A 13,306-nucleotide genomic window follows, 5' to 3' on the forward strand; every position below is an offset into this window, starting at 1 on the left:
AGACGGCGGAGAAGCACTCCCCAGTGAGGCATGTCGCCGGGAATGTGATACTGGGCCCGCGCATGGCCGGGCGGCCCAGGCCGCACGCTGGATCAGCATGGACCGTTCCCCGTGCCCGCCGCGCCCAAGTCTCGATGGCACCCACCTCGGCCTGGCCAGTCGCGCGCCCGCCGGGGGTCCGGGCCGCCAAGCGGCCGACCGGGCGGGACTCTGCCAGCGGAGCCCACGCCGGCCGCCCGCCGGCCCTCTGTCCAGCTGCCGCCGATCCCGGTGTCCGCGTGGTGCACCGGCGCAGTCCCTGCGCGACCCCTGACGCCGTCTAACATCCGCATGCAGCAGCCAGGGCGCGGCCGACGGTTGGCGCCGGGCTGGCACCACCCGGTACCGCCGGGTAGGTTCTCACTCCTATGCCGCGCCCTGCAGCTGATGCGGGAGCGTTAGACTGAACCGGACGACTAGGCCTGCAGCGACTCTGGATCGAGAGGCCCTCATTGCACTCTACATCGCCAAGCCTCCACGTGCGAACAGTGGCATTCGCCACATCGTTCATCCTCTCCTGCATCGTCACAGGGTGTGGGCCTGGCGTGGGCAGCGAAAGCAGAGCAGATGGTTGGGAGAGGGCCACGCCGGCTTCCGTGGGCTTCGATCCCGAGCTCCTGGATTCGATGACTATCGCGATTCAGCGGCAGAGATATCCCAACGTGCACGCTCTGCTGATCGTCAAGGAAGGCCGCCTCGTGTATGAGCAGTACTTCGAGGGAAGCGATGTTCGCCGAGGGGTGGGGCCACAGGGGCATGTGGTCTTCAACGCTACGACACGTCATGACGTCCGTTCCATCACGAAGAGCGTCACGTCTGCGCTGGTGGGGATCGCGATTGGTGCCGGGCTGCTCGGTCCAATCGATCAGCCCATCTTCGATTTGTTCCCCGAGCACGCAGGCCTGGCGACGTCCAGCAAGCGTGGTATCACGCTGCGGCACCTCCTCACGATGAGCTCCGGCCTCGCCTGGAACGAGCTGGTATCGTATGCGGACACCAGTAACGACGAGCGCCGGATGAATCGCAGCACGGATCCGGTGCGGTTCGTGTTGAGCCGCCCTCTCGCCTCCGCACCGGGTACCGTGTTCAACTACAGCGGCGGATCTCCTCAACTGCTTGCGGCTGCGGTCCAGCGCGCCGCTGGACGCCCACTACTCGAGTATGCTCGGGAAGTCCTCTTTGCGCCATTGGGGATTACGGACGTGGAGTGGGTCCATGACTCCTCGGATGTACCATCCGCCGCATCCGGTCTGAGAATGCGCCCTGTGGACGTCGCGAAGCTTGGCGTACTCTACCTGAATCAAGGACGGTGGCGGGGCGTGCAGGTGATTCCCGCATCGTGGGTTGAGGCAACACGTGCCCGACAGATGGAACTCCCCATCGCTGACGCCGACAGCGGGCGTCACGGGTACACTCTCCTCTGGTGGCACTCTCGGCTCCAGACCAAGCGAGGAGACATCGAGGTCCTAAATGCCTCGGGTAATGGCGGCCAGAACATCTTCGTGGTGCCGAAGTTCGGAGTGGTCGTAACGATATTCGGCGGACGGTACGATGCGGGTGATTATGTCACAGAGGACATCCTCGTCGATCATGTGATTCGTTCACTGCGGTAGTCAGTCTAACCAGCGTTTGCTGCGGTCGGGGCCTCACGCCTCGGCCCACGCGCTGTAGCTTTACGAGGGCACGCGCGGGCCTCGGCAGGCCCCGCCGCAGAAACGCACGCCGTTAGCTGGCTACCCCACCCCCGGCTGTACACCCCGCGCGCCCGGCCCTATCTTAAGCCCATCCAAGGAGTTCCCCATGGGCGACCTGCTTTCGCGCATCACCATCGACCCCGAGCAGTGTGGCGGCCGCCCGTGCATCCGCGGCCTCCGCATCCGGGTCATCGATATCCTCAACCTGCTGGGCGCCGGCGAGACCCAGGAGCAGATCCTCGCCGCGTACCCCTACCTCGAGGCCGAGGACATCGCGGCGGCCCTGCAGTACGCGGCGCGCCGCTTCGACCACCCCACCCTGGTGGCGTAGGTGGGCACGGGCCCGGCCCGCCGGGAGATCTGGGTCGATGCCCAGCTCCCCCCGGCCACCTGCCGCTGGCTGGCGAGTCCCGAGGCCGAGCTCCGGCATGTGGCGGACTCGGCCTTCTGACCGCCCGCGACCCCGCGATCTTCGCCGCCGCCCGCGAGCGCGCCGCGGCGGTCCTCACCAAGGACCAGGACTTCGTCCAGCTGCTCGAGCGGCACGGCCCGCCCCCGGCGGTCGTGTGGGTCACGGCGGGGAACCTCACCAACGCCGGGCTGCGCGAGCTCCTGGTTACCCATTGGCCCCGGGTGCTGGCCCTCCTCGCGGCCGGGGAGCACCTGATCGAGATCGCAGGGCCGCGCGAGGCAGCCAGCTAACAAGGGCTTGCAGCTGGCAGGGCCGGATGTGGGGAGCTCCGACGCAGGCGGCCCCACGGTGTATCATAGGGAACGCTTGTTTGTTACGGGCTGCCCTGTTCCCTGCAGCTGAACCCCGGTCCCGTTAGATGGCACTCAACCACTGGAATCGATGACGGGACGTCCTGAGGTACACTCCGCAACAGCACTCAGGCTCTTCTCGGTTGGGCTTTCCCGTCTACAGGACCCCAACTGGACAGGCACCTCGCTGTTTGACTATGTCAAGCAGCACGTGAAGGGCCGAGAAGAGCCTAAAGATCTTCTACGCAAACCCTTAGAGATGGGTATACCATTTTGTCTTGGTGGATGGATTTTCGACGAGTACTTCTCTCTCCAGTTCAGCCCCAGTCACTTTGACGAGCTTAGTCCGGAGTACAAGGCATGGTTCCTCGAAGACCTGCTCGCGTTACTCACTTTTCATGGCATCGCCGACCGCGGGACCGTCCGGGCCACGATTGCCGGGGTTCTCGGCGAGCTCGAGGAGTTGTATTCGCGTGATGAACAGGAATATTGGGCTTACCTCGAACGATTGACTCTCGACGAAGAGGGTTTTGCCAGAATCTACCAAGAAGCCTGGAGCTCCTATGAACCTGACTTGGCTCAATTGCGCCCAGGCTATGCCGCCGAGTTCAGTGATCGTGTCCTTCACGATCGTCAACTCTGCGCATACATCGCCCGGTTGATCGTTGTGATCGGCTTTGACGGGAGGACGGATGAGGACGAGGAGCCACGTCAATGGATTGAGCGCGTATCATGGCCAGCGCATGTGGCACGAATGCTCCATTCTCGGGATCGAGGGAAGTGCAGTCTATGTCAGAAGGATCTGGATCACGAACTGCAAAGTGATCCACATATCGATCATCTAGTTCCACTGGCACGTGGTGGGTGCAACGATATCGTAAACCTTCAACAGCTGTGTTCGCAATGCAATCTCGCCAAAGGACCTCTGGAGGTCGAGTGCCTCTCATCGGTACCAGGTTACATACGTCGGCGGCGCATGTAGTCGTGCCATCTAACTAGCGCATGCACCAGACGTGGCGCGCAGCGTCTTGCGCCGGGTCGAGACATTGCTCACCTTCGCGGACAGGTCCGTGTTGTTCGCCGCGCCACGCAGGTGATGCGCGGGTGTTAGATGGCATCCAACATCAGCCGCAGGTGTTGCCGCCGCCCAGCCGCGTACCCCCACGATGCCGGCAACCCTTCAAGCGCTGCTACAGCGCACTAGCCCCGGCACATCATGCTCGAGTTCCTCCTCGAAGCCCTCCTCTACCTCCTCCTGGAGTTCCTTGGCGAGGCGCTCACGCACCTCCCCCTGAAGTGGGCCGTCGAGCGTACAACTTGGTCACACCTCCTACTTGGGACGCTTTTTCTCCTCGTAGGTGCGGCCCTCGGCTGGGGCACTGTTCTGATCTATCCGCGCCGCCTCACCCCCGATCGGCCGATCACGGGGCTGAGCCTCCTACTGGCGCCGATGAGCGCGGCCATCGCGATGCACGCCATCGGGCGCGTAAGGGCGCCTGCATCACCGCCGACACCAACACTGTTCTCGTTCTGGTATGCCTTTGACTTTGCCTTTGGCGCGGCAGTGGCCCGGCTGTACTATTTTTCGTAGGTTGGGGCCCTGCGGCCTGCCATCTAACATCCGCATGCAGCAGCCAGGGCGCGGCCGCCGGCTCGTGCTGGGACTGGCACCAGCTGTCGTCGCATCGTAGGATTCCCAGATCTCGCCGCGCCCTGCAGCTGATGCGGGGCGTTAGACGGCGGAGAAGCACTCCCCAGTGAGGCATGTCGCCGAGAATGTGATACTGGGCAGGGAGTGTTTGAAAGTTTGTGTATGAGCCATATCCTAGGGAGGGAGGAGGGGATATGGCACGGAAGAAGCGCCCGGCCGCGGACCCGCAGGAGGCGGCGGCCCTGGAGACCCTGCTGGCCCAGGTGCAGACGCCGGAGCAGCTCGAGGCGGTGTTCCGGCGGCTGAAACAGCGGATGGTCGAGCGGGTGCTGCAGGCGGAGCTGACCGAGCACCTGGGGTACGCCCCGGGGCCGGCTGCGGGCCCGACGGCAATGCCCGGAACGGGACCACGCCCAAGACGGTGCTGACCGACGAGGGGCGCTGCCGCTGGCGATCCCGCGGGACCGGGAGGGGAGCTTCACGCCGGCCTTCGTGCCCAGGGGTGCGCCGGCTGCCGGGCTTCGACCAGAAGGTCCTGTCGCTCTACGCCCGGGGCCTGACGGTGCGGGAGCTGCAGGCGCACCTGGAGGAGTGCTACCAGGTGGAGGTGTCGCCGGCGGTGATCACGGCGGTGACCGACGCGGTGCTGGCCGAGGCGGCGGCGTGGCAGCAGCGGCCGCTGGAGCCGGTGTACATCGCCGTCGTGCTCGACGGGCTCCGCGTGAAGATCCGGACCGAGGGGCTGGTGCAGCAGCAGGTGATCTACCTGGCGCTGGGCATCCGGCCGAGCGGCGAGAAGGAGGTGCTGGGTTTCTGGCTCGCGGCGGCGGGAGGGGGCGGCCTTCTGGCAGCGGGTGCTGAGCGACCTGCAGGGGCGCGGGGTGCAGGACATCCTGATCGCGCTGGTGGATGGGCTGCCCGGCTTTCCGGACGCCATCCACGCGGTCTTTCCCCAGACGGTGGTGCACCAGTGCGTGGTGCACCTGGTGCGGCAGAGCCTGGCGCAGGTGAACTGGCGGGAGCGGAAGGCGGTGGCGAGCGCCCTGCGGGGGATCTACCAGGCGCCAGGCGAGGCGGCCGCGCAGCAGGCCCTCGCCGACTGGGCCGCGAGTCCCCTGGGCCAAGCACATTCGGAGATCACGGCGCTGTGGCAGCGGCACTGGGAGCGGCTGGCCCCGGCGCTGGCGTACCCGGTGCCGGTCCGGCGGCTGCTCTACTCGACCAACGCGATCGAGAGCCTGCACCGGACGCTGCGGAAGAGCCTCAAGGTGCGGGGGCACTTCCCCTCCGCGGAGGCGGCGAGCAAACTGCTGTACCTGGCGCTGCGGAACGCGCAGGCGAAGCTCGGCACGCCGCAGCACTGGGTGGAGGCGCTGCGGCACATCCGGCTCCTCTTCGGGGACCGGGTCCCGGCATGGCAGTGAACCAGGCTCATACACAGAGAAACTGACACTCCCTACTGGGCACGCACATGGCCGGGCGGCCCAGGCCGCACGCTGGCTCAGCATGGACCATTCGGCGTGCCCGCCGCACCCCAGTCTCGATGGCACCCACCTCGGCCTGGCCAGTCGCGCGCCCGCCGGGGGTCCGGGCCGGCAAGCGGCCGACCGGGCGGGACTTCGCCAGCGCAGCCCACGACGGCCGCCCGCCGGCCCTCTGTCCAGCCGCCGCCGATCCCGTTGTCCGCGTGGTGCACCGGCGCAGCCCCTGCGCGACCCCTGACGCCGTCTAACATCCGCATGCAGCTGCCAGGGCGCGGCCGACGGTTGGCGCCGGGCTGGCACCACCCGGTACCGTCGGGTAGGTTCTCACTCCTACGCCGCGCCCTGCAGCTGATGCGGGAGCGTTAGACGGCGGAGAAGCACTCCCCAGTGAGGCATGTCGCCGGGAATGTGATACTGGGCCCGCGCATGGCCGGGCGGCCCAGGCCGCACGCTGGATCAGCACGGGCCGTTCCGCGTGCCCGCCGCACCCCAGTCTCGATGGCACCCACCTCGGCCTGGTCAGTCGCTCGCCCGCCGGGGGTCCGGGCCGGCAAGCGGCCGACCGGGCGGGACTTCGCCAGCGCAGCCCACGCCGGCCGCCCGCCGGCCCTCTGTCCAGCCGCCGCCGGTCTCGGTGTCCGCGTGGTGCACCGGCGCAGCCCCTGCACGACCCCTGACGCCGTCTAACATCCGCATGCAGCTGCCAGGGCGCGGCCGACGGCTGGCGCCGGGCTGGCACCACCCGGTACCGCCGGGTAGGTTCTCACTCCTACGCCGCGCCCTGCAGCTGATGCGGGAGCGTTAGACGGCGGAGAAGCACTCCCCAGTGAGGCATGTCGCCGGGAATGTGATACTGGGCCCGCGCATCCCCGGGCGGCCCAGGCCGCACGCTGGATCAGCATGGACCGTTCCCCGTGCCCGCCGCACCCCAGTCTCGATGGCACCCACCTCGGCCTGGCCAGTCGCGCGCCCGCCAGGGGTCCGGGCCGCCAAGCGGCCGATCGGGCGGGACTTCGCCACCGCAGCCCACGACGGCCGCCCGCCGGCCCTCTGTCCAGCCGCCGCCGATCCCGTTGTCCGCGTAGTGCCCCGGGGACGCCCCTGCGCGACCCCTGACGCCGTCTAACATCCGCATGCAGCTGCCAGGGCGCGGCCGACGGCTGGCGTTGGGCTGGCACCACCCGGTACCGCCGGGTAGGTTCTCACTCCTACGCCGCGCCCTGCAGCTGATGCGGGAGCGTTAGGTTGCTTCAAAGCCCTCAGCCATGACTCCTGCCCGAAGCACCCTTTTCTGCGGCCTCGGCGTGCTGCTCGCCTGCTCGCGATCGGAGGTCACACTTCTGCTGCGGCTTGAGGCACAGCACCTCCGCTTCGCGCCACCCAGCACCGTCCCGGCCGGCCTGACCCGAGTCCGGCTGGTCAACCGGGATCCCGTCTGGCACGAAGCCTCCATAATCCGCTTCACCGATTCGGCAAGCTCGCTCCAGACCTACCTGGACTCAGCCGCCGCCGGCAATGAGTACCCTTCGTTTGCGCAAGATGTCGGGGGTGTCGGCTTCCTCGCGCCCGGCGACAGTGCCGAGGTCATCCTGGACCTCCCAGCAGGCCGCTATGCGGTTGTCTGCTGGCACCGCGACCACCTCCTCCAGGGCATGGGTGCGACCTTCGCGGTCGAGGGCGCATCGCCGTCACCCTCCCACCCTGACGCGGCGACGAGCCAGGTCACCCTGAGTGATTACCAGGTGGCCTTTCCCCGGAGCCCCGCGGGAGAGCGCCTGCTCCATGTCACCAATCGCGGCCCTAGCGCGCACGAGCTCGCTATCCTCGAGCTCGCCCCCGGTCGCTCCTATGCCGATTTCATGGCCTGGCGGGCCGCCGGCGAGAGCGGTACGCCTCCCGGGCGGACGGTGGCCGGGACGGCCGCGCTCCGACCGGACGGGGACATCTGGGTCGTCCTTCCCCGGCGTACCGGACGCTTCCTCTTCTTCTGCCTACTGGAAGACTCAACCGGCACGTATCATGCAGACCTTGGAATGCAGCGGGTCGTAACCATGGAGTGACCTGCAGCAACCTAACTACCGCATGAAGCTGACACGCCTGCGGCCATCGGTTTTCTAGAGGGCTAGACGGCCACACGGTGGCTTGCTCGCTTGCGCGAGCGCGCCTCGGCCTGCAGCTTATGCGGGGTCGTTAGACGGCAGCGCCCCTATGGTTCCCATTCCACGCTGTCTATTGCTGGCGTTCCTCTCGGCCCCACTCATGGCCCAAGCTCCCGCGCCCCCTGAAAGCCCCGCCGATGTCGCCGGAGACCTCTTTCACGCACTCGCCACGCGCGAATGGAGCCGCGCCGCCTCCTTGATTCACCCTGACGCCCTGTTGGCCTTTCAGGAGGTGCAGCTCAGTATGGCACTGGCGTGGGCTGAGATGAGGGCCAGGCAGACCAACGCTCCTTCGGCGGGCAACCCCGTCCTAGATCAGTTCCCAGGCATCACCAGCCTCGAGGCCCTGAAGACCCTCGCCCCGGCCGACCTGTTCGCGGCGTACCTCGCCGCAAAGCTGCCCGACCCAGCCAACTACGAGGACGGCCGACCCCCAGTCTGGACCCGTATTCCGCTGGGCGTTGTCCTCGAGGGAGATTCCATCGCCCACGTGGTCTACCGACTGGAAGTGGATGTCGGCCGCTATGGCGCGACAGAGGAGACCCAGGTCGTCACCGCACGACGGTTCGGTGCCTTCTGGCGCCTGCTCCTCAACAAGGATCTCGCATGGGAGGCCTCAGTTCGGATGGTGCACCATGGGGACACCACCCCGGATCCCTGACGCGGCCGTCTAACCCGCGCATGGACTTGTCACCGCGCGGCCGACAGGTAGTCTGCGGGAGAGCGCCGCGAGCCGCGCGGCGCAAGTCATGCGCAGGCCGTTAGGTGGCCAAGTTCTGGGCCGAGTGGCACGCTGGCGGGTCTAGTGCGATATTCCGGACGTCTGCACTCCTGGAGCTCCAATGGATCCCGTCCGCGACTTGAAGCACGAAGCCCATCGCCTCGTTGATCAGCTTCCCCCCGACGCCTCCTGGGACGACCTGATGTACGAGGTCTACGTCCGGCAGGCCGTGGAGGCGGGGCTGGCCGACGCTGACGCCGGGCGCACTATCTCCCATGAGGAGGCGGTCGCCAAGCTGCGTCGGAAGTGACCATTCTCTGGACTGCGACGGCGGTGGGTCACCTTGCAGCGATTCATGAGTACATCTCGCAGACGTCCCCGTTCTACGCCGATCGGATGGTTCAGCGCATTCTGGCGCGCGGGCCGCAGCTGACCACCTTTCCCGACTCCGGTCGTGCAGTACCTGAGGTGGGTCGGTCCGACATTCGCGAGGTCATCGAAGGCCCGTATCGTGTCATCTACCGTGTCACCGAGTCTCAGGTGGCGGTTCTGGCGGTCGTGCATGGCCGACAAGCCAGGATCGGACCCCTCCCCCAGTGACGTGGTTCCCGAACGGCCACCTAACACGCGCATGGACCTGTCAAGCCGCGGCGCCTGCCCTTGCGCTGACTAGGTGAAGTGTATCGCCGCGCCTTGCAGGTCATGCGCAGACGTTAGATGGCGGCCGCAGTCCTACCTATCCTCGAGGGCCCATGCCCGATCTGATCACCTGGCCTTCGGTAGTTCTGGCCCTCGGCGTCCTCTTCATTATCGTGTTCCGAAGGCCAATCGCAGACCTTCTTGGTCGCACACGAAAGGTGGGAAAGGGTGGCCTGGAGACTTACGACAACGCCCAGCTCCCCGCTCCCACCGACACTCGCACGGAAGTCGAGAAATTCCTTCGGACCTACGATAACCCTTTGCTCCTCGAGCAAGAGGGCAGCATTCGTATGGACCTAAAGAACCGGAAATTGGATGCCCCTGCGGACTCCCAACAGGTTCTCAGAGGTGGTCCCGCTTCTCTGTACAGCCAAACAGAGCTGGATAACTGGATCGGCGAGCATGTTAGGCCGCAGCCTGGAGGGGCCGTGGCGTGAAGTACGCTTCATCAGGCGGCTGGTCGGCCAGACTGGAGTGCGGTCGTGCCGTGTTGTACTGCGTCAGGTAGCGCCCGATCCCGGCCTTGGCCTCCGACACCGAGGCATAGGCGTGCAGGTAGACCTCCTCGTACTTGATCGTCCGCCAGAGCCGCTCGACGAAGATATTGTCCCGCCAGCAGCCCTTTCCATCCATGCTGATCGCGATGCCGTGCTGTTGGAGCAGCCCGGTGAAGGCCGCGCTGGTAAACTGCGCCCCTTGATCCGTGTTGACAATGTCCGGCCTGCCGAAGCGGGCGAGGGCTTCCTCGATCGCGTCCAGGCAGAAGTCGGTGTCCAGCGTGATCGACGTCCGCCAGCTCAGCACCCGTCGCGTCGCCCAGTCCATGACCGCGGCCAGGTAGACGAAGCCGCGCGCCATCGGGATGTACGTGATGTCCATGGCCCAGACCTGATTCGGCGCCGTGATCGCCCGTCCGCGCAGCAGGTACGGATAGACCGGATGGGCGCGATGCCGGCGACTCGTGCCCGGCTGGGGCGCGATCGCCGTGATCGCCAGACGGCGCATCAGGGTGGCGACGTGCCGCCGTCCGACCGTCACGCCCTCGCGCCGGAGCAGCCGGCGGAGGAGGCGAGCGCCGGCGTAGGGCAACTCGAGGTGCAGCGCGTCCAGCCGGCGCAGCAGCGCGAGGTCGGCGTCCGACACCGGCCGCGGGACGTAGTACACGCTCCCCCGGCTCACCCCCAAGGCCGCCGCCTGCCGGGTGAGCGGCAGCGCGTGGGTCCGGTCAATCATCGCTTGGCGCTCGGCCACCCGGCCTTGGCGAGCGCGCGATCTAAAAAATCATTCTCCAGGGTCAGCTCGCCGATCTTCGCGTGCAGCGCCTGGACATCCACGGGCGGGTCGAGCGGGCGGCCCTCGGCAAAGACGGTGGCCGCGCCGGCCAGAAACTGCTCGCGCCACTGGCCAATCTGGTGCGGATGCACATCGAAGCGCTGGGCCAGTTCGGCCAGGGTGGCCTCGCCCTTCAGGGCGGCCAGGGCGACCTTGGCCTTGAAGGCGGGCGCATGGTTACGACGGGGACGACGGGACATCGGTATGCCTCCGGGAGTGAAGGACGAAAGTTCGTCCGGGGAGCCCGCCTGTCCAGTTATCCGCCCTGTTCAGATTTCCGGGGCCACTTCTCTCATCCGCGCTCTTGCCGGAACCCAGATACTGCTGCACTTCGAAAGAGTCTTCTCTGCTATCTTCGCCAGCCAGGTGGCCATTCTCAACTTCCTGAATTCCCGGCCCGAGGGCGCGTCGTTGGATGACCTTCGCCCCTTCTACGAGGATGCACGTACACGCTTTCCGGCGATTTACCGCGAGAGTGACTTCGAGTCCTACCTTGGCTTCTTGCAGTCATTTCAACTCCTAGACATTTCCCAAGGTGCGGTGTCAATCAAACCGGCCGGCCGCGAGTTCCTTAAGTGGCTAGTCGAGAACGGCAAGGCCGGGCCGTTCCACGGCTAGCCGCCATCTAACCACCGCATGAAGCTGTCAAAGCGCGGCCATCCGATTGCTACGAGACTGGCGCTCCCGCGCCGCGCTTTGCAGCTTATGCGGAAACGTTAGACCGCTATCAAGACATGACACCAGTAGCCCAATCGGCCCTGCTTGCCCTCCCCGGGATCGGCTTGGCGCTCCACGCCGTTCGCCAACGCCGAAGGGGCCTGTTGGCTTCATCCTGGCCAGTCGCGCCCGGCGTGGTCGGATCTGGCTCCATCAGAGAGGTTGGGCTGGGAGACATCCTGCGGTTTCGCCCCTATCTGACCTACACGTACTGCGTCAACGGCACGTGGTATCTCGGGGACCGGATCCGCTTCGGTGCGACACCAGAGTCCTTCTTGCCCTGGGTCGCAGGCTGGTGGCTCGACCGGCACTATCCGAAAGGCCGGGCGGTGCAGGTGGCGTACAACCCGGCCGATCCCGCGGACGCTGTGCTTCAGCCCGGTGTCCCCGTGTGGACCAGCACACTGCTCGTCCTCGCAGTGTTGCTGGGGTTGGGCGGGGCCCTCATTCCCCTCGTGCTAGTGCCCTAGGGGCCGGTGGGAGCGGTCTAACACGCGCATGGACCTGTCAGCGCTCGGCGCATAGATTGGCGGAAGGCACAGTTCACGAGCCTCGCGCTGCAGGTCATTCTGACCCTTCCCCCGTTTCAGGGCCGCTCAGGATCGGAGGATCAGGGTTGAGGAGTGCCCCTCCTCGGGGGTGAAGCGTGCGGCGTACTCCGCTGGGGTGCTGTTCCCCAGGCTGCTGTGCGGCCGCTCGGTGTTGTACTCCTGGCGCCACTGCTCGATGCGGTGTCGGGCTTCGGCCAGCGTGGCGAAGTGGTACTGGCTGAGGCACTCGTCTCGCAGCTTGCCGTTGAAGCTCTCGATGAAACAGTTCTCCACGGGGTGGCCGGGGCGAATGAAGTCGAGGTGGATGCCCTGGCGACTGGCCCAGTGATCCAGGGCCTGACTCACGAACTCCGGCCCGTTGTCGCACACGATGGCCAGCGGCCGGCGGCGCAGCACCAGGAGCATGTCCAACGCCTCGACCACGCGCCACGCCGGCAACGACCGATCGACGAGGAGCAGCGGACACTCGCGGGTGGCGTCATCCACCAGCGTCCACACTCGGAACGGGCGGCCCTCGGCCGTCGTGTCGCGCACGAAGTCCATGCTCCAGCGCTGGTCCGGGCGGGTCGGCATCGGCGTCGGCACCCGCGACACGGCCACTCGCTTCCGCCGGGGGCGCTGGCCCACGAGCAGCCGCTCCTCCCGCACCAGCCGCTCGATCCGCTTGTGATTCACCTCCCACCCTCCCGCTGCAGCCGCCAGGTGAACCGCGGACTGCCCCAGCGCGGCTTGGCCAGCGCCAGCTCGCCCAGCCGCTGGCGCAGCGCCGTCTGGGGCGCCGCCCGCGACCGGTACTGCAGCAGCGAGCGGTGGATGCCGAGGTAGCGGCAGGCGCGCCGCAGCGGGAGCGCCCGCCGCGCACGGGTCTCGGTGACGACTGCCCGCCGCTGAGCCGGCGTCACCACTCTTTTCCCAAGGCGTCCTTCAGGACCTGGATATTCAGCGCCTGGTCCGCCACCATGCGCTTGAGCCGGCGGTTCTCGTCCTCCAAGGCCTTCAGCCGCTGCAGCTCGGCCTTGGTCATCCCACTGTACTGCCGTTTCCAGCGGTAGAAGGTGTCGAGCGCGATCCCGTGTCGCCGGATCACTTCCTTGGCGGTGACGCCCCCGGGTGCTCCAACAGGATGGCGACGATCTGCTCATCCGTGTACTTCCGTTTCCCATTCATGGGTCCACCTGGCCCAAGGCCGGTCAGGACCCTCCGATGCTAGCTGGCCCGGTTTCCGGGGGAAAGGTCAAGTACGACTCCTCCTCTGTCGCCGTAAGCATATCGTTTGGTTACCAATCATTGGGCCTGCTCTTGGAACGAATAGAGACGCGCATCGCGACTGGGTGCCAGTGACACAAGTGAGTTCGTGAGCCGGCTAACTAGCGCATGCACCTGACGTGGCGCGCATAGCCTTGCGCCGGTTCGAGACTTAGCTCAGTTTGGCGGACAGGCCTGTGTTCTTCGCCGCGCCACGCAGGTGATGCGCGGGTGTTAGGCTGCTTACTCTCA

General features: G+C 66.6%; 14 protein-coding genes and 1 pseudogene. 13 read left to right on the top strand and 2 right to left on the bottom strand.

What is annotated here, in order from left to right; all coding sequences use genetic code 11:
- Positions 1-665 precede the first annotated feature (665 nt).
- The 11 genes from IPJ95_00825 to IPJ95_00875 all read left to right on the top strand — a co-directional run bounded on the left by IPJ95_00825 (position 666) and on the right by IPJ95_00875 (position 9,110).
- Positions 666-1,652: a serine hydrolase gene (locus IPJ95_00825; GenBank protein ID MBK7922172.1), complete on the top strand. Its 987-nt coding sequence runs from the start codon at positions 666-668 to the stop codon at positions 1,650-1,652.
- Positions 1,653-1,839: 187 nt separating this feature from the next.
- Positions 1,840-2,064 carry a DUF433 domain-containing protein gene (locus tag IPJ95_00830; GenBank protein ID MBK7922173.1) on the top strand — a complete coding sequence of 75 codons (225 nt, stop codon included), beginning with the start codon at positions 1,840-1,842 and terminating at the stop codon, positions 2,062-2,064.
- A gap of 233 nt (positions 2,065-2,297) precedes the next feature.
- Positions 2,298-2,435, top strand: a complete 138-nt coding sequence (locus IPJ95_00835; GenBank protein ID MBK7922174.1) for a hypothetical protein — start codon at positions 2,298-2,300, stop codon at positions 2,433-2,435.
- Between the two features lie 814 nt (positions 2,436-3,249).
- Positions 3,250-3,477 (top strand): HNH endonuclease, encoded by a 228-nt coding sequence (locus IPJ95_00840; protein ID MBK7922175.1) that lies wholly within the window; start codon positions 3,250-3,252, stop codon positions 3,475-3,477.
- A gap of 234 nt (positions 3,478-3,711) precedes the next feature.
- The gene (locus IPJ95_00845) at positions 3,712-4,086 is read left to right on the top strand and encodes a hypothetical protein (GenBank protein MBK7922176.1); all 375 of its coding nucleotides are present in this window, start codon (positions 3,712-3,714) and stop codon (positions 4,084-4,086) included.
- Between the two features lie 254 nt (positions 4,087-4,340).
- Positions 4,341-4,574, top strand: a complete 234-nt coding sequence (locus IPJ95_00850) for a hypothetical protein (protein ID MBK7922177.1) — start codon at positions 4,341-4,343, stop codon at positions 4,572-4,574.
- Positions 4,568-5,596 carry a transposase gene (locus IPJ95_00855; GenBank protein ID MBK7922178.1) on the top strand — a complete coding sequence of 343 codons (1,029 nt, stop codon included), beginning with the start codon at positions 4,568-4,570 and terminating at the stop codon, positions 5,594-5,596. Before IPJ95_00850 ends, IPJ95_00855 begins: the two co-directional genes overlap by 7 nt.
- A gap of 1,338 nt (positions 5,597-6,934) precedes the next feature.
- Positions 6,935-7,690 (top strand): hypothetical protein, encoded by a 756-nt coding sequence (locus IPJ95_00860; GenBank protein ID MBK7922179.1) that lies wholly within the window; start codon positions 6,935-6,937, stop codon positions 7,688-7,690.
- A gap of 199 nt (positions 7,691-7,889) precedes the next feature.
- Entirely contained in the window at positions 7,890-8,450 is a 561-nt protein-coding gene (locus IPJ95_00865) for a hypothetical protein (GenBank protein MBK7922180.1), read from the top strand.
- A 181-nt stretch (positions 8,451-8,631) separates the two neighbouring features.
- Positions 8,632-8,820: a hypothetical protein gene (locus IPJ95_00870; protein ID MBK7922181.1), complete on the top strand. Its 189-nt coding sequence runs from the start codon at positions 8,632-8,634 to the stop codon at positions 8,818-8,820.
- The gene (locus IPJ95_00875; GenBank protein ID MBK7922182.1) at positions 8,817-9,110 is read left to right on the top strand and encodes a type II toxin-antitoxin system RelE/ParE family toxin; all 294 of its coding nucleotides are present in this window, start codon (positions 8,817-8,819) and stop codon (positions 9,108-9,110) included. The genes IPJ95_00870 and IPJ95_00875 overlap by 4 nt, the downstream gene beginning before the upstream one ends.
- A 504-nt stretch (positions 9,111-9,614) precedes the next feature.
- Here IPJ95_00875 and IPJ95_00880 read toward each other — a convergent pair.
- Positions 9,615-10,741 (bottom strand): IS3 family transposase gene (locus IPJ95_00880; GenBank protein MBK7922183.1). Its coding sequence is split into 2 segments (ribosomal slippage): positions 9,615-10,492 and positions 10,492-10,741, totalling 1,128 coding nucleotides; the frame shifts between segments, so codons are not numbered across the junction.
- A 16-nt stretch (positions 10,742-10,757) separates the two neighbouring features.
- Between IPJ95_00880 and IPJ95_00885 the strand changes: the two genes are divergently transcribed.
- Entirely contained in the window at positions 10,758-11,159 is a 402-nt protein-coding gene (locus IPJ95_00885; protein MBK7922184.1) for a hypothetical protein, read from the top strand.
- Between the two features lie 164 nt (positions 11,160-11,323).
- Positions 11,324-11,728, top strand: coding sequence for a DUF3592 domain-containing protein (locus IPJ95_00890; GenBank protein MBK7922185.1), 405 nt, complete (start codon positions 11,324-11,326; stop codon positions 11,726-11,728).
- 126 nt (positions 11,729-11,854) lie between these two features.
- Here IPJ95_00890 and IPJ95_00895 read toward each other — a convergent pair.
- A pseudogene (locus IPJ95_00895) lies at positions 11,855-12,976 on the bottom strand (IS3 family transposase).
- Positions 12,977-13,306 lie beyond the last annotated feature (330 nt).

The organism is Gemmatimonadota bacterium, from assembly GCA_016713785.1.
Classification (GTDB): Bacteria; Gemmatimonadota; Gemmatimonadetes; order Gemmatimonadales; family GWC2-71-9; genus JADJOM01.

What these genes read in the sequence shown, in the direction of transcription:
- IPJ95_00850 (MBK7922177.1), top strand. Translation starts at nt 4,341, where the DNA reads ATGGCACGGAAGAAGCGCCCGGCCGCGGACCCGCAGGAGGCGGCGGCC.
- IPJ95_00840 (MBK7922175.1), top strand. Translation starts at nt 3,250, where the DNA reads ATGCTCCATTCTCGGGATCGAGGGAAGTGCAGTCTATGTCAGAAGGAT.
- IPJ95_00870 (MBK7922181.1), top strand. Translation starts at nt 8,632, where the DNA reads ATGGATCCCGTCCGCGACTTGAAGCACGAAGCCCATCGCCTCGTTGAT.
- IPJ95_00830 (MBK7922173.1), top strand. Translation starts at nt 1,840, where the DNA reads ATGGGCGACCTGCTTTCGCGCATCACCATCGACCCCGAGCAGTGTGGC.
- IPJ95_00845 (MBK7922176.1), top strand. Translation starts at nt 3,712, where the DNA reads ATGCTCGAGTTCCTCCTCGAAGCCCTCCTCTACCTCCTCCTGGAGTTC.
- IPJ95_00865 (MBK7922180.1), top strand. Translation starts at nt 7,890, where the DNA reads ATGGCCCAAGCTCCCGCGCCCCCTGAAAGCCCCGCCGATGTCGCCGGA.
- IPJ95_00825 (MBK7922172.1), top strand. Translation starts at nt 666, where the DNA reads ATGACTATCGCGATTCAGCGGCAGAGATATCCCAACGTGCACGCTCTG.